This is a genomic window from Pseudoalteromonas sp. R3 (assembly GCF_004014715.1).
In the GTDB taxonomy this organism is placed as follows: domain Bacteria; phylum Pseudomonadota; class Gammaproteobacteria; order Enterobacterales; family Alteromonadaceae; genus Pseudoalteromonas.
Genome location: NZ_CP034835.1, coordinates 382,392 through 398,998, shown reverse-complemented (window position 1 = coordinate 398,998; position 16,607 = coordinate 382,392). Strand labels below are relative to the sequence as shown.

General features: G+C 47.1%; 9 protein-coding genes and 3 rRNA genes. 4 read left to right on the top strand and 8 right to left on the bottom strand.

The window, feature by feature from the left end:
* Positions 1–6: 6 nt before the first annotated feature.
* Positions 7–1,020 (bottom strand): site-2 protease family protein, encoded by a 1,014-nt coding sequence (locus ELR70_RS06690; RefSeq protein ID WP_054014630.1) that lies wholly within the window; start codon positions 1,018–1,020, stop codon positions 7–9.
* A 185-nt stretch (positions 1,021–1,205) separates the two neighbouring features.
* Between ELR70_RS06690 and ELR70_RS06685 the strand changes: the two genes are divergently transcribed.
* The 3 genes from ELR70_RS06685 (at position 1,206) to ELR70_RS06675 (ending at position 5,872) form a co-directional block, all read left to right on the top strand.
* Positions 1,206–2,414, top strand: coding sequence for an EAL domain-containing response regulator (locus ELR70_RS06685; RefSeq protein WP_054014251.1), 1,209 nt, complete (start codon positions 1,206–1,208; stop codon positions 2,412–2,414).
* 89 nt (positions 2,415–2,503) lie between these two features.
* Positions 2,504–4,957, top strand: a complete 2,454-nt coding sequence (locus tag ELR70_RS06680; RefSeq protein WP_054014250.1) for a prolyl oligopeptidase family serine peptidase — start codon at positions 2,504–2,506, stop codon at positions 4,955–4,957.
* A 210-nt stretch (positions 4,958–5,167) separates the two neighbouring features.
* The gene (locus tag ELR70_RS06675) at positions 5,168–5,872 is read left to right on the top strand and encodes a response regulator transcription factor (protein WP_054014249.1); all 705 of its coding nucleotides are present in this window, start codon (positions 5,168–5,170) and stop codon (positions 5,870–5,872) included.
* Positions 5,873–5,878: 6 nt separating this feature from the next.
* Here ELR70_RS06675 and ELR70_RS06670 read toward each other — a convergent pair whose 3' ends face one another.
* From ELR70_RS06670 to ELR70_RS06650, 5 genes are all read right to left on the bottom strand, one after another.
* A complete protein-coding gene (locus tag ELR70_RS06670; RefSeq protein ID WP_054014248.1) occupies positions 5,879–7,396 on the bottom strand; it encodes a YifB family Mg chelatase-like AAA ATPase in 1,518 nt (505 codons plus the stop codon).
* Between the two features lie 14 nt (positions 7,397–7,410).
* Positions 7,411–8,025 carry a trimeric intracellular cation channel family protein gene (locus ELR70_RS06665; RefSeq protein ID WP_054014247.1) on the bottom strand — a complete coding sequence of 205 codons (615 nt, stop codon included), beginning with the start codon at positions 8,023–8,025 and terminating at the stop codon, positions 7,411–7,413.
* 337 nt (positions 8,026–8,362) lie between these two features.
* A 5S ribosomal RNA gene (gene rrf, locus ELR70_RS06660) occupies positions 8,363–8,477 on the bottom strand.
* Between the two features lie 117 nt (positions 8,478–8,594).
* Positions 8,595–11,476 (bottom strand): 23S ribosomal RNA (locus ELR70_RS06655).
* 271 nt (positions 11,477–11,747) lie between these two features.
* Positions 11,748–13,280, bottom strand: a 16S ribosomal RNA gene (locus tag ELR70_RS06650).
* The 16S, 23S and 5S rRNA genes sit together here, the layout of an rRNA operon.
* A gap of 634 nt (positions 13,281–13,914) precedes the next feature.
* On the opposite strand from ELR70_RS06650, the gene ELR70_RS06645 reads away from it, so the two are divergent.
* Positions 13,915–14,388 (top strand): RNA-binding protein, encoded by a 474-nt coding sequence (locus ELR70_RS06645; protein ID WP_054017561.1) that lies wholly within the window; start codon positions 13,915–13,917, stop codon positions 14,386–14,388.
* A gap of 140 nt (positions 14,389–14,528) precedes the next feature.
* Here the strand turns inward: ELR70_RS06645 and murI are convergent, their stop codons facing one another.
* Positions 14,529–15,332, bottom strand: coding sequence for a glutamate racemase (gene murI / locus ELR70_RS06640; protein WP_054017560.1), 804 nt, complete (start codon positions 15,330–15,332; stop codon positions 14,529–14,531).
* A gap of 99 nt (positions 15,333–15,431) precedes the next feature.
* Positions 15,432–16,544, bottom strand: coding sequence for a DUF5610 domain-containing protein (locus tag ELR70_RS06635; RefSeq protein ID WP_054017559.1), 1,113 nt, complete (start codon positions 16,542–16,544; stop codon positions 15,432–15,434).
* Positions 16,545–16,607: the final 63 nt, after the last annotated feature.

Here is a 16,607-nt window from a genome sequence, read left to right as displayed (position 1 = left end):
AAGCGATTAATTTGACAGCACTTTGATAGGTAAACTCAGTAACACACTGTCAGCGTCTGCGAAATGCCACATGACAGCAATTAAACCGCCAGAGACCATCAGGTAGAGCGCCGTTGATACAATCTGCCCATATCGATCCAGGGGGATTAAATGCGCCTGATGACGACTTCGCCATTCCAGCAAAATATCTATCGTACCAATCACCAAAAAGAACACCAGCAACATCAGACCAAAGGTATAGCTGATCACCACGCCCAGCAGGATCCCGGCCAGACAAACAAGTAACCCGGCCCAGGAGCGCATAGAGAAACTGATACTTTTCAGTACATGCCCCCCATCCAGAGGCACAATCGGTAGCATATTGAATAAGTTTAACAACGCACTCAGCACAGCGACGCCTGCGAATATTTCCAGCCCGCTAATATAGTACAGTACAACCGCCGCCAAAGAGGCTAGTAAACCAAAAGCAGGGCCCATCAGTGAAATAATCACATTCTGCCAACGCGTAGTAAGTTTGTCTTCACTTACAGCCAATCCACCAACAAATGGGATTAGATATATTCCTTTTGTTTTTAATCCGAAGTAACGCATTGCGCGGATATGGCCGTATTCATGAATGACCAGGCACGCCAAAAGCATGACAGCAAATTGCCAGGAAAAGAGCCAGGCATAACCAGCTAAGGATGCGCCAGCTAATGCAGCCTTAATTACATTGGCACTTTTCAATAGTTTAAAACCCAAAGCGGCAAGGCCTAACCAGCTACCTTTGTTATCACGTTGTTGAACAGGCACTTCGAGCCATTGCCAAGGCTCGTTATCAACGGCAATTGCCAGCAGTCCCTCGGGCAAGCGGCTTGGATCCAAGCGTAGTTGATGACCATCGACTGCAACTGAGTACTGCTGATCGTCTGTTGGCTCGTGTGCCAGGCGTTGTTGATCCTGATATACCTGGAGGATCTCCTGACGATTCACTAATACAGACACCTGATAGCCTGCTAATGGAAATTCAATGCGGGTCATGATGACTCGTAAATAAATATACAGTGTGCCCATTATACGCATTTTTTATACGTAAGTACCTAGCTCTTCTGAACCCGCTATCGGCCTGAGTAACGCTATATTTTCATGAATTAGAGCGTCTGTCATGTGCGTTCTATAACCAATGTACTAGACTTAGAATTGGGTTCCATACTAAGGATAGCGTTATGCAACATCAGGCTAAGCACGTTCTCGTCGTAGATGACTCTCAGGCCATTTTGGTCGTGATGAAAGCCATTTTGGCAGAGCTGGAGGTAGACTATGTTACGACCGTCTCCAGTGCGCCTCAAGCTCTGGAGCTGGTGAGACAAACGCCACTGCAATATGACGCCGTTTTTACGGATCTCAACATGCCTGATATGGACGGTATGGAGCTCATTCGCAAGTTGGGCGAGCTCAGGTACCCAGGTGGGATCGTCATAATCTCTGAGATGGAAACCCGGGTCATGGATCTCGCCGCTAATCTTGCGCGGCAACACAACACGCATCTGATTGGTAACATTGCCAAACCTGTCCAGCTCAATGATGTCGACAGGCTACTGAAAAAACTGGATAGCTTTATTGGTGCAGATGATCCAGAAGATCCATGTGTGACAGAAGAGCAACTCCTGTATGCCATCAGCAATAATGAAATCACGCCGTTTTACCAACCTAAAGTGCACCGCGGTAGTAAAAAGATTAAAAGTGTTGAGGTACTGGCCCGTATCGTATCACATCAGCACGGTGAAACACTGTTACCTCATCGCTTTATCGGCGTTGCTCAGGATCTGGACTTGATCAACCTGGTCACCTTTCAGCTATTTGAAAAAGCGACCAAAGAGTTCCAGAAACTCAGAGCTGAACTCAACTACCCTTTCAAGCTCGCTTTTAACCTCTCACCTGTGCAGCTCAATGATAGCGGGTGTCCCGACAAACTTGCCCTGATCCTGGAACTCAATCGTCTTGAGCCCAAAGAGGTGATCATTGAAATCACTGAGAACCAACCTATTGTCAGTAACCTGCAACTCGAAACCATTAACCGGCTCAGGTTACGTGGATTCGACTTGTCACTTGATGATTTTGGCACAGGGTTTACCAATTTACAGCAGCTAAAAAACCTGCCATTTACTGAAATCAAACTGGACCGTTCACTCATTACCTATATTGAGTCTGATCGTTTCTCTCAGGTGTTGGTTGATAGCCTGATTGACATTGCGCAAAACCAGCAAATGGACATTGTGGCGGAGGGCATAGAGAGAATTGAAGAATTGCAGTATCTGGAAAAATACAAATATAGCCTGCTGATGCAGGGATACCTGATCAGCCGTCCTAAAGCATTACCCGAGTTCATACGCTGGATCCACTCCTGGCAGAGAATGATCAATTCAAATCCATAAAGTGTTGAGAAGTTAACCTCACTTCAGGATGAGAAGCGCAAAGTCTATGTTATAGTATACGTCCAATTTACCCACAATAGGCGCAAACTATGAAGTTAAGATCGGCTGCTTTGCTGCTGTTGTCTGCCCTGAGTACCTCACTGAGTGCTGCTCCAATCGACAAGCAAGATATTCAATTTATAGGCCCACTGGGTCAGGCCAGTACAATTAAGCCCTACAATACCGCACATCAAAAAACCATCATTGCAAACCTGATCCCCAGTTTATCGGGTTCCGAAAAAGCCTTATCTATGTTGGGTATTGACGCCGAATGGCGGTCGCTTTCAGAGGTCAAAGCGTTGACCATGGGTGGTCTGCAAGCGATGAAAATGGAGTTTTCTGTCAGCCGCTTTGTACAGGGTGAGTTGGTATTGAATGGCATAGAGAAGGCACATATTTTTGTCAATGGTGAGCTCCACTCTGACAAAATGACCTCTTCACTCAACTTACCGACCGGTGACCACCAGGTCATTATCGTTGTTGAGCAAGCTGACGACTGGAAAAAAGTGGCTGTAGAATTCAACGGTAAAACCGACCATGATACGCTCTTGTTTACCGATAAACCCACCCGCGCATTATCCGCCAAACAACTCTTTGACGCCCCGGTTCTCAGCGCCATTTCCTTTGCGCCTGATGCAAAACATTATGTGACAACACAAAAGCACTACCAGAGTAATCGTGGCAACCAGGCACTGACCAGCACAACTGTTTACAATGAAGACGATAAAGTGGTGTTCACACTCGACGGGATCAATGCCAGCTCATTAGCCTGGCGACAGGATGGCGAGCAAGTGGTTTATAGCCACAATGGCCAGCTAATGCTCTTGGAACTTGCTACTTTAAAGTCCCGTGTTATTGCTGAAGATCTTACCGGTGCAAGCGGGTTTGCCTACTTTAACGATACAAGCTTGATATTTAGCTGGTCTAAATCCCCTGAGGATGACAAGGCACTTGTGAAGCATTATCAAGGCCTGGAAGACCGCTGGTCATATGCCCGTACCAACACGCAAATCTATTTGCTTGATATCGCTACCGGTATGATACAGGCGGTCACTGAAGGTAAACACAGTCATACTCTCGAAGACCATGATGGAAGAAGCAATCACATTCTAACCAGTCGTGTTTTGCAAGACTATTCAGCACCGCCACACATGCTTTCAGAACTGGTTGAGTACGACCTCTCTCAAGGCTCTAATAAGGTGCTTGGTCAGTACCGTAACATCAACAGTGCCAAATACGGTGCGAAAGGTATCTACGTTATTGCGGGCCCTGACTTTAAAAATGGGCTTGGCAGAACAATCGACAAAGATCGCTTATCGAACAACTATGATGGCCAGTTATATTGGTTAGACAAACAAGGGACTCAGGCTAAAGCGCTCAGTAAGCAGTTTGATCCCGCCGTCGGCTCCATCGAGGTTTTAAACAATGGTGACGTGATCGCCAAAGTCACTGATGAAGACCGCCAGCAGCTCTACCTCTATGATGTCAGCAAAGACAGGTACACGCGATTAAAAACCGGTTTAGACGTGGTTGAACACTTCAGCATAGCAGATAGCCGCAAACCGACACTGCTGGTGACAGGCACACAAGCTTCTGCACCTCAACAACTCAAGCAGATCAACATATATAAGAACCGTGCTCGAACCTTGTGGGATTCTGCTCCACTGGCATATACAAATAGCGAGATTGCAAAGCTGGAAGAGTTTAACTTCACCAATAGCCAGGGCACTGAGATCAAAGGCCGAGTTTATCTGCCTCATAATTTGGACAAGTCAAAGCAATATCCGGCATTGATCTATTACTATGGCGGTACTTCACCCGTTTCAAGAGCGTTCACTGGTCGATATCCATTTAATTTGTGGGCAGCCAATGGCTACGTGGTTTATGTTCTGCAACCCACAGGAGCAACCGGATTTGGTCAAGAATTCTCCGCGCAGCATGTTAATGCCTGGGGTGAACAAACGGCTGATGACATAATCAAAGGTACCAAGGCTTTTCTTACTGAGTATCCGTTTGTCGACAAGAATCGCCTGGGCAACTTAGGCGCCTCCTACGGCGGCTTCATGACTATGTTGCTAACCACCAAGACAGACATGTTCAGTGCCTCTATTTCACATGCAGGTATCTCCAACATTACCTCATATTGGGGTCAGGGTTGGTGGGGCTACCTTTATTCAGGCGAAGCGTCAAAACACAGCTTCCCATGGAATAACCCGAAACTGTACTCTCAACACAGCCCAGTCTTTCATGCCGACAAAGTAAAGACACCTTTATTGTTGCTACATGGCGATGCTGATGTAAACGTGCCAGTGGGTGAAAGTCACACCATGTATACCGCGTTAAAACTGCTTGGTCAGGATGTAGAACTGATTGAAATAAAGGGAGCGGATCACCAGATATTCGCCCGCGACCGTCGCTTTCAGTGGTGGGATACTATGCTGGCTTACTTTGATAAACACCTGAAAGAGCAACCTCAGTGGTGGTTGCATCTATATGGAAAATAACAACCGAGGCAGCACTTAGGTGCTGCCTTTTTTTATAAAACCCATTCAACTGTATGATTTCTCATAAATACCACATTTTTATTCACTTCCATGCCTCATACTAAAGTTTTATTTAAGTTGTTTTTTATTTGAAAATAATCAACTTACCCTTCTCAGCCCAGTTTTCTCAGTGCTAATATATAGGTGATTTATTGATAAAGTTATGGTGCTATGAACATTAACGTGCTTCTGGTGGAAGATGATGACCTACTGGCAAAAAGGATTTCAAACCATTTTGCTGATACTGAATTTCAGCTCACGCTGGATAATACCGGTGCACAGGCATTGCAACTCGTTCAAAGCAAAATCAATGAGGGTACGCCATTTGATATGGCCATTGTAGATGTTGTATTACCCGCGACAGACGGCCTTAATCTCGCCAAAGAGCTCAATACATTTACTGATATTGGCGTAATCATGCTCTCCAGCCGAGACACGCAAGCAGACCGTATCGCGGGCTTGGCTCAGGGCGCAGACGACTATGTTTGTAAACCGGTTGATCTACTAGAACTTGAACTGCGCATGCGTGCCCTCTACAAACGTATTGCAGGCACTAAAGCCGAAGATGAATCTGAGGAGTTTATTGAGTATGCAGACTTCAAGTTGCACCCGGATAACCGTACGCTCATCAACCCTCAAGGCGAAGAAGCCCGACTTACTGAAGCAGAGCACAAAGTACTTATTTGCCTGATCGCGAATGCGGGTAAGGCTACCTCACGGGCTAAAATTTCAGAAGATATAGGCCAACCAGACTGGAGTCCCAGTGACAGAACCGTGGATGTGCTCATTGGTCGGCTTCGTAAAAAGCTAGGTGACGAAAAAGAACAAAAGCGGATAGTCACTGTGCGCGGCAAAGGCTATATGCTGTCAACTTAACCCTCCTCAGCTGTAAGTCAATTGTCCCAATAGTCGCTCAAATGCTCGATAGCTGAGTGCTTCTTTCAAGTCAGGTACTGTAATATCTCTGCGTTGTGCCAAATCCGCAACCGTTCTGGCAACCTTGATAATACGATGATAGGACCGCGGAGATAGGTTGAGCTTCTCTGTGGCCCTGGCAAGCAGCTGAGCAACATCTGGGGCAAGTGCACAGTGTTGTTCTATTTCCCGCGTCGAGAGTCTGGCATTGGCTTTATTCTGTCGTTTCAGGGCAATTTCAAATGCAGCCTCTACCCTACAGCGGATCACTTCACTTGGTACTTCTTGCCTTGTTGATTGCAGCTCCTGCGTACTTAAGCGGGGCAATTCAATTTGCAAATCGATACGGTCAACGAAAGGGCCTGATATCTTACTCAGGTATCTCAACACCTGATCAGGTGAAGCTCTTTTATCTGTGTGACAACCCGTGGGGCTCGGATTAAGTGCGGCTATCAACTGAAATGAAGCAGGAAAGTCGACCTGTTGTGCAGCACGTGAAATCGTTACTACCCCCGTTTCCATTGGCTCTCTCAATGAGTCCAGTACCTTTCGCTCGTACTCTGGTAGTTCATCCAAAAACAGAATTCCATTGTGTGCTAAAGATATTTCTCCGGGCTTGGGATTTGAAGATCCCCCAACTAAAGCAACAGCTGAACAAGTATGGTGGGGCGCACGAAAAGGCCTGTTACGCCAATTGTGATGATCCAACTGCTTGCCAGTCAAAGAGTAAACCGCCGCAGTTTGCAGCGCTTGCTCTACATTCATTTTTGGCATAATACCCGGCATTCTCTGGGCCAACATAGACTTGCCCGTACCTGGAGGGCCAAGAAATAAAATATTGTGTCCGCCAGCAGCCGCAATTTCGAGCGCCCGCTTCGCCATTGGTTGTCCTTTAACATCACTCATATCCATAAAGCACAAGTTTGGGCTGTCAGAAGGTGTTGCCGTAGTATAATCAATTAGAGGTAATTGAGCCTGACCACTTAGGTCTAACCAAAGCCTTTGGAGTGTATCAGCAGCGACGCAGTGCTCATACTCTACCAGCTGAGCCATAGCGACATTTGGTTCTGGGATGTAGCACTTGTGCCGCTCATTTTTTGCAGCCATCACAACGGGAATAATTGCAGTAACAGGTCTAATTTCACCATTAAGTGCTAATTCACCGTAAAACTCGCAACCTTGCGTTGTTTGCTCATTGAGCTGCCCCGATGCCACTAAAATACCGATGGCAATCGCCAGATCGTACCGTCCCCCCTGTTTTGGCAGATCGGCCGGGGCCAGATTTACAGTGATACGTTGCTCAGGAAATACAAATCGCGAATTATGTAATGCGGAACGCACGCGCTCTTTTGATTCTTTAACCGATGTTTCGGGCAAACCTACAATATTAAAACTCGGTAGCCCATTGCTAAGGTGTACTTCGACTGTTACAACAGGAGATTCAATACCAACCTGAGCTCGTGTGAGTATTCTCGCTAATGACATTCCTTGTCCTTTGTTTAATCTTTGTAGTTAAAGACATGCAATACAATGTGCCAACGCATGGCTGCCAGACGGGCAAACAGCGTAGTGGCCATTGCAAGCAGCATGACAACCTCTGTCGATAAATTAAAGTCTATGAGTTGAGTATAAACGATCCCACCCAAAATACAGGTAATAGCGTACAGTTCTCCCTTGAGCAAGAGCGGGATTTCTCTCGCCAGTACGTCTCTGATCACGCCACCAAAACAGCCTGTCAAAACGCCCATGATCACAGCCGTCGTGTCGGGCATACCAATATTCAAGGCTTTCTGAACCCCCATTACGGCAAAGAACGCCAGCCCGAATGCGTCCGCTATTTGCAGATATTGAGTGGGGATCTGCTTTTGCCTGTTGAGTGTCCAGATACTGACCGCAACGGCAGAGAAAATGGCGATGAAGTAGCTTGAATCATGCAGCCAGAAAACGGGCACATCGAGGATCACGTCCCGTATGGTCCCTCCTCCGATACCTGTAACTGTTGCGAGCACCACGACACCAAAGCCATCCATATGCTTACTATACGCAATCAAAGTACCCGATATAGCAAATACCATGACACCCAATAAATCAAACCAGTGATAAAGTTCAGACATTGTTTTAGCGTTATTTCATTAGATGTTTGGATACTAGCTCAGTTTCGGCTAATAAAATAGTAGTGTAAGGTACAATGACGGCGAGCAACGCGAGTACACTTACTGACTTTGCGCAAGGGTGAATTGAGACCGAAGCACCGCTTCGCAGCTCACTGAGATGAGCGCAAGGACCCATATGGATGTGGGGAAGTAGAATAATGCAGGAGCAATTATCGAGACGCGCGATGGGACCCAGCTTCATGGATGAATAGACAACGCTATTCTATCTACAGCTTCTTTAAATTACTCCAAACGCAAAAAAGCCCGACTCTTTCGAATCGGGCTTTTTTTATTAGGAGCTTGGCAATGTCCTACTTTCACATGGGAAACCCCACACTATCATCGGCGCTATTTCGTTTCACTACTGAGTTCGGCATGGAGTCAGGTGGTTCCAAAACGCTATGGTTACCAAGCATAAACTGTTGTGCAAGACGTCTCTCAACATCTCACTAAAATCTGGAAAAGCGTATTAAATTCTTTCGTCTACTTTAATTCTTAACTTCTAACAAACAAAACCACTTTGGCGTTGTATGGTTAAGCCTCACGGGTAATTAGTACGAGTTAGCTCAATGGCTCACACCACTTCCACATCTCGCCTATCAACGTTGTAGTCTTCAACGGCCCTTTAGTTAACTCTAAGTTAAAGTGAGAACTCATCTCGAGGCTCGCTTCCCGCTTAGATGCTTTCAGCGGTTATCGATTCCGAACGTAGCTACCGGGCAATGCCATTGGCATGACAACCCGAACACCAGCGGTTCGTCCACTCCGGTCCTCTCGTACTAGGAGCAGCCCCTCTCAATTCTCAAACGCCCACGGCAGATAGGGACCGAACTGTCTCACGACGTTCTAAACCCAGCTCGCGTACCACTTTAAATGGCGAACAGCCATACCCTTGGGACCGACTTCAGCCCCAGGATGTGATGAGCCGACATCGAGGTGCCAAACACCGCCGTCGATATGAACTCTTGGGCGGTATCAGCCTGTTATCCCCGGAGTACCTTTTATCCGTTGAGCGATGGCCCTTCCATTCAGAACCACCGGATCACTATGACCTACTTTCGTACCTGCTCGACGTGTCTGTCTCGCAGTTAAGCTGGCTTCTACCATTACACTAACCGTACGATGTCCGACCGTACTTAGCCAACCTTCGTGCTCCTCCGTTACTCTTTGGGAGGAGACCGCCCCAGTCAAACTACCCACCAGGCACTGTCCTCAACCCCGATTAGGGGCCTAAGTTAGAACATCAACACTACAAGGGTGGTATTTCAAGGTCGGCTCCACGTGCACTAGCGTGCGCGCTTCAAAGCCTCCCACCTATCCTACACATGTAGGGTCAATGTTCAGTGCCAAGCTGTAGTAAAGGTTCACGGGGTCTTTCCGTCTAGCCGCGGGTACACAGCATCTTCACTGCGATTTCAATTTCACTGAGTCTCGGGTGGAGACAGCGTGGCCATGGTTACACCATTCGTGCAGGTCGGAACTTACCCGACAAGGAATTTCGCTACCTTAGGACCGTTATAGTTACGGCCGCCGTTTACCGGGGCTTCGATCAAGAGCTTCGTCCGAAGACTAACCCCATCAATTAACCTTCCGGCACCGGGCAGGTGTCACACCGTATACGTCATCTTACGATTTTGCACAGTGCTGTGTTTTTAATAAACAGTCCCAGCCACCTGGTCACTGCGGCTCTCGTCTGCTTACGGAGCAAGTCCTTCACAAACAAGAGCGTACCTTCTCCCGAAGTTACGGTACAATTTTGCCTAGTTCCTTCACCCGAGTTCTCTCAAGCGCCTTAGTATTCTCTACCTGACCACCTGTGTCGGTTTAGGGTACGATTCGATATAAACTGAAGCTTAGAGGCTTTTCCTGGAAGTAGGGCATCAACAACTTCACCACCGTGGTGGCTCGTCTCGACTCTCAGCCTTAGCGACCCGGATTTTCCTAAGTCACCAGCCTACAGCCTTTCACATGGACAACCAACGCCATGCTTGCCTAGCCTGCTCCGTCCCCCCATCGCATTTATACCAAGTACGGGAATATTAACCCGTTTCCCATCGACTACGCTCTTCAGCCTCGCCTTAGGGGTCGACTCACCCTACCCTGATTAACATGGGATAGGAACCCTTGGTCTTCCGGCGTGCGGGTTTTTCACCCGCATTATCGTTACTCATGTCAGCATTCGCACTTCTGATACGTCCAGCAAACCTTACAGTTCACCTTCAGCCGCTTACAGAACGCTCCCCTACCCCGCGAACTAAGTTCGCAGCCGTAGCTTCGGTGGTATGTTTAGCCCCGTTACATCTTCCGCGCAGGCCGACTCGACTAGTGAGCTATTACGCTTTCTTTAAAGGATGGCTGCTTCTAAGCCAACCTCCTAGCTGTTTTAGCCTTCCCACATCGTTTCCCACTTAACATACACTTTGGGACCTTAGCTGACGGTCTGGGTTGTTTCCCTCTCCACGATGGACGTTAGCACCCACCGTGTGTCTCCCGGATAGTACTTTACGGTATTCGGAGTTTGCAAAGGGTTGGTAAGTCGGGATGACCCCCTAGCCTTAACAGTGCTCTACCCCCGTAAGTATTCGTCCGAGGCTCTACCTAAATAGATTTCGGGGAGAACCAGCTATCTCCCGGTTTGATTAGCCTTTCACTCCTAGCCACAGGTCATCCCCTAACTTTTCAACGTTAGTGGGTTCGGTCCTCCAGTCAGTGTTACCTGACCTTCAACCTGCCCATGGCTAGATCACCGGGTTTCGGGTCTATACCCTGCAACTTAAGCGCCCAGTTAAGACTCGCTTTCGCTACGGCTCCCCTAAATGGTTAACCTTGCTACAGAATATAAGTCGCTGACCCATTATACAAAAGGTACGCAGTCACCCTCGAAGGGCTCCTACTGCTTGTACGTACACGGTTTCAGGTTCTATTTCACTCCCCTCACAGGGGTTCTTTTCGCCTTTCCCTCACGGTACTGGTTCACTATCGGTCAGTTGGGAGTATTTAGCCTTGGAGGATGGTCCCCCCATATTCAGTCAAAGTTTCACGTGCTCCGACCTACTCGATTTCACTTTAAATAAGTTGTCGTGTACGGGACTGTCACCCTGTATCGTCATACTTTCCAGAATGTTCCACTAACTACATTAAAGCTTAAGGGCTAATCCGATTTCGCTCGCCGCTACTTTCGGAATCTCGGTTGATTTCTTTTCCTACGGGTACTTAGATGTTTCAGTTCTCCGCGTTCGCCTCGTTAACCTATGTATTCAGCTAACGATGACCCAAAGGGCCGGGTTTCCCCATTCGGAAATCCTAGTCTCAAGCGCCTCTTACTGGCTTGACTAGGCTTATCGCAAGTTAGTACGTCCTTCATCGCCTCCAACTGCCAAGGCATCCACCGTGTACGCTTAGTCACTTAACCATACAACCCAAAATAGTTTTGAATTGTACTGCTAAAGACAGTTTTAACTTCGCCAGAAGTTAAGTAATACTAAAGTAGACGCTAATTAATCAAAGAATTGATTAATCGGCATTTTTCTTTCGAAAACTCTATAGAACAACAATTTTCATTGTCATTCCGAGAATTTAATATCAGCTTTCCAAATTTTTAAAGAGCAATATCACTCAGCAAGTAAACTCACCAAGCAACAATCATCTGTGTGGACACTTCGAACAAATCAGTTCTAAGTCGATAAGGAGGTGATCCAGCCCCAGGTTCCCCTAGGGCTACCTTGTTACGACTTCACCCCAGTCATGAATCACTCCGTGGTGAACGCCCTCCCGAAGGTTAAGCTATCCACTTCTGGAGCAACCCACTCCCATGGTGTGACGGGCGGTGTGTACAAGGCCCGGGAACGTATTCACCGCGGCATTCTGATCCGCGATTACTAGCGATTCCGACTTCATGGAGTCGAGTTGCAGACTCCAATCCGGACTACGACATACTTTAAGTGATTCGCTTACTATCGCTAGTTCGCAGCACTCTGTATATGCCATTGTAGCACGTGTGTAGCCCTACACGTAAGGGCCATGATGACTTGACGTCGTCCCCACCTTCCTCCGGTTTATCACCGGCAGTCTCCTTAGAGTTCCCGACCGAATCGCTGGCAACTAAGGATAAGGGTTGCGCTCGTTGCGGGACTTAACCCAACATCTCACAACACGAGCTGACGACAGCCATGCAGCACCTGTATCAGAGCTCCCGAAGGCACCAAACCATCTCTGGTAAGTTCTCTGTATGTCAAGTGTAGGTAAGGTTCTTCGCGTTGCATCGAATTAAACCACATGCTCCACCGCTTGTGCGGGCCCCCGTCAATTCATTTGAGTTTTAACCTTGCGGCCGTACTCCCCAGGCGGTCTACTTAATGCGTTAGCTTTGGAAAAGTTGTCCGAAGACCCCAGCTCCTAGTAGACATCGTTTACGGCGTGGACTACCAGGGTATCTAATCCTGTTTGCTCCCCACGCTTTCGTACATGAGCGTCAGTGTTGACCCAGGTGGCTGCCTTCGCCATCGGTATTCCTTCAGATCTCTACGCATTTCACCGCTACACCTGAAATTCTACCACCCTCTATCACACTCTAGTTGACCAGTTCGAAATGCAGTTCCCAGGTTAAGCCCGGGGCTTTCACATCTCGCTTAATCAACCGCCTGCGTACGCTTTACGCCCAGTAATTCCGATTAACGCTCGCACCCTCCGTATTACCGCGGCTGCTGGCACGGAGTTAGCCGGTGCTTCTTCTGTCAGTAACGTCACAGCTAGCAGGTATTAACTACTAACCTTTCCTCCTGACTGAAAGTGCTTTACAACCCGAAGGCCTTCTTCACACACGCGGCATGGCTGCATCAGGCTTGCGCCCATTGTGCAATATTCCCCACTGCTGCCTCCCGTAGGAGTCTGGACCGTGTCTCAGTTCCAGTGTGGCTGATCATCCTCTCAAACCAGCTAGGGATCGTCGCCTTGGTGAGCCGTTACCTCACCAACTAGCTAATCCCACTTGGGCCAATCTAAAGGCGAGAGCCGAAGCCCCCTTTGGTCCGTAGACATTATGCGGTATTAGCCATCGTTTCCAATGGTTGTCCCCCACCTAAAGGCATGTTCCCAAGCATTACTCACCCGTCCGCCGCTCGTCATCTTCTAGCAAGCTAGAAATGTTACCGCTCGACTTGCATGTGTTAGGCCTGCCGCCAGCGTTCAATCTGAGCCATGATCAAACTCTTCAATTAAAAGTTTTTTGAAACCGAAGTTTCGTGCTCATTGAATTCTGATTTTGATACCTGTCGGTATCGAATTGACTGTGCTGAATAAACTATGTTTATTCCGTTGGTCACTCAGCTCAATTGAGACTCTAAATTTGTTTGCGTCATTCAGTAAACTGAAATTCGCTGTTAGAACTCAATCTGCACGAGTGCCCACACAGATGATTGCTTCATATTTTTAAAGAACATAATCCGGTTACCCGGTGTAACTAACCTTAGTTAGTCACCGCAGCCTTGCTGCGAAGTGGAGCGCCATATTAACCGCTTCACTTTTAAAGTCAACTAGAAAATTTAATTTTTCTTAATTAAGCTTTCCGTTTGGCTTTCCCTTCACTTGGCTTGTTGCTTTTCAGCGTTGTGCCCCGTGTCGGTGGATGCGCATTATAGGGAAATCGAAAAACGATGCAACCCCTTTTTTCATTTTTTTGGATCTTTTTGATCATTTATCTTTAAACCCTCAATACCGACGGTAAATCCATCAAGAAGGTGCAATCTTTTCAACAGGTTCTATATTTAATTATTGCGATATTTGATTAAGTCGTTAATATAGCAACCTTTCTTGTTAAATTAATGTGTATTCAACGTTTTTTGGTAGATCCTTATGAATATTCTCGATCGTAAGACACTGTTTACTGTACTTCTCCTGGCAATACTGAGTTATGCGCTTGGCCACTTTGTGCTCGTAAACAGTCAAATTGATCCCGCCTTACTACTGGCGCTGGGCATCGTAATCGGAGGTGTAGCATCGGCTTTTGCTTCCTCAACAGGAAATACAGGTAGTGACAGTAGTAACTCCGTGGAGACAACCACATTATATGTCGGCAACTTACCTTACAGAGCAAATGAGCAAGTCGTCCGGGATTTGTTCGAAGAAAAGGGACGTGTTTTTTCGGTCCGTTTGCTTAAAGATAAGAACACAGGTAAACGTCGCGGTTTTGGATTTGTCGAAATGCCGGAGCCTGATGCCCTCAAAGCTATCAACGAACTCAATGAATCTGAGTTTCAGCAACGTACGTTAAAAGTCAGAGAGGCGAAACAAAAACAAGAATCGCTGACTACTAACGATCAGGACTGATCTTTATTTTTATAACAGCTCGTTGTACACACTAACAGGGGTGGTGCCAATCTGGTTACCACCCCTTTTTATTGCCGAGTTTATTTGCCGCCCTTTGATCCGAGCATATTGAAAAACGTCCACCAAACGGATGCTCTCAATTATTCATGATCGAGATTGATCAATCTGATTTCAGGCCGTTCAACCGGGATTGCCAGTTGTGCTGTTGCATACCAGTTTATTGTCCCCTTTTTTATTCCCAACCACTGGGTCTGGACTTTATCTTCCTTAACAGTACTATCCTGTGCAAGTAATGTAGACACCCGCCTCGCAATCGCTGCACCTGAGTCAACAAGAGTAACCGACTCTGAAATAAACTCACTCAGGGGTTTCGCAATAATAGGAAAGTGCGTGCAACCAAGTACCAGATGATCTAATTCAGGCGAGAGTTTAAGTAGGTTGATCTCAGCGATAAGTTGTTTACGGTCAATATCACCGGACCAGTAAAACTGCTCGGCCAGTTCAACCAACTTAGTCGACTGATAAAGGTCAACCCGGCATTCATTCGCGAATTGCAGGATTAGTTGTTGAGTATAAACGTTCCGGGAGGTTGCGGGTGTCGCCAGTAAGCCAATGTGCTTTGCGCGACTGGCTAACGCAGCAGGCTTAATCGCAGGTACTACTCCAACAATCGGGATAGAGGTTAATTGGCGCGTCGACTCCAATGCATAAGTAGAGGCGGTATTACACGCAATCACTATGATATCGACAGGACGCTGCTCACGGTCAATCCACTTGATGAGCGCAGCCAAACGCTGCTGGATCGTCTGCTGGGACTGCAAGCCATAAGGCAGCAGCTGATTATCCATCACATAACTGTAGTCGGCATGAGGCAAAGCGTTACGAATGTGCGTAAGTACACTGGTTCCGCCAATACCAGAATCAAAGACAAGAATATGTGGCACATACGCTCCTTATTTGCAGTTCGCGCGCAGTGTGCCACGGTCAGGGTTTAAAATAAATACTAGCGTCATTTCCTGGGCAAGTAGGATTTGAGCGATCTACTAAACTTGTTGATCTTGCTTATCCGCCTGACGGGATTCTAATGCACTAAAGAACCCTTGAGCATAATCAAGAAACTCATTCAGACGTGCCTGACCTTCGTTTATCCAGGCCATGATATCCGGCAACTGAGCTTCTATGCCCAGTCCTTTCGCTTCATCATGGATCCCTTCAAGACGTTGATCCAGCGGCTGCAGTGCTTTTTCCAAATCTTTCATTGGATTACTCTGTTGATACTGGGCAATCGCAGCAGAAGTTTTGGTCTGGCGCAGATCCATAGTGAAATTGACGATTTGCTCACTGTTAATTCCCAGTTCCTGCACTTTGGCAAACGCATCATCATAGTCACCGGCGAAAAAGGTATCGCTGACATCGCGGATGTCTTTCATCATGTCATTAATCGCGGCCTGCTCATCTTCGTTGAGGTCGCCATTCACACTGATGGAAAAATTAAGCTCATGACTGCTTTGCTCACCATACGCAAACCCTTCGCCATCGCCATTACGTGCATAGCTTGCCGCTTTCGACTGACTCATCGCATCACTGAACGAAATCACCACCTCATCCCCTTCAGCAGTAGTAAAGGCATACTCGGCTTGATTAGATAAACTGGCAAACTGTGCAGCACTCACAGATACCTGCTGTGGTTTAGGATCAAACAGCTCTTTTTCAAACTCATCTAACCCTTTAAAAATCCCTTCGCGGGACTTTTCTATCCCTTCCTCGATTTCATCATTAAACAGGCCTGTGCCTTTTAAATCTTCAGACGCTTCATCAATTCCCATCTGCACGCCCTTACGTGCTTGATCAAGCATACTTTTGAGTGTGTCGTCGTCTTCTCCGGCTGCTTTGGCTTTTTTCACTGCCCCCTGGACAAACCCCAGCACATTTTTGACAATTTCTTCAAAATCAAACAGGGGCTTGTCTTTTTCTTCTTTTTTCTCAATGCCCAGTGCTTGTGCGAGTTTATCATCAAGGATCTTGGCTGCTGCCTGAGATTTGTTTCCGTGGTAACTATCCGTATTAATTGACATATTAGGGATAAGCGATTTGGCTTTACCCGCATTATGCTGCATCGCCGGATTCAACAGCTGATTCAACTGTCCGATTTTCATGTCTGCTCTCCGCTTTACTTGATAGTTGGTTATCGGCCAAAACGCCTTAAGCTTAAGTCTATT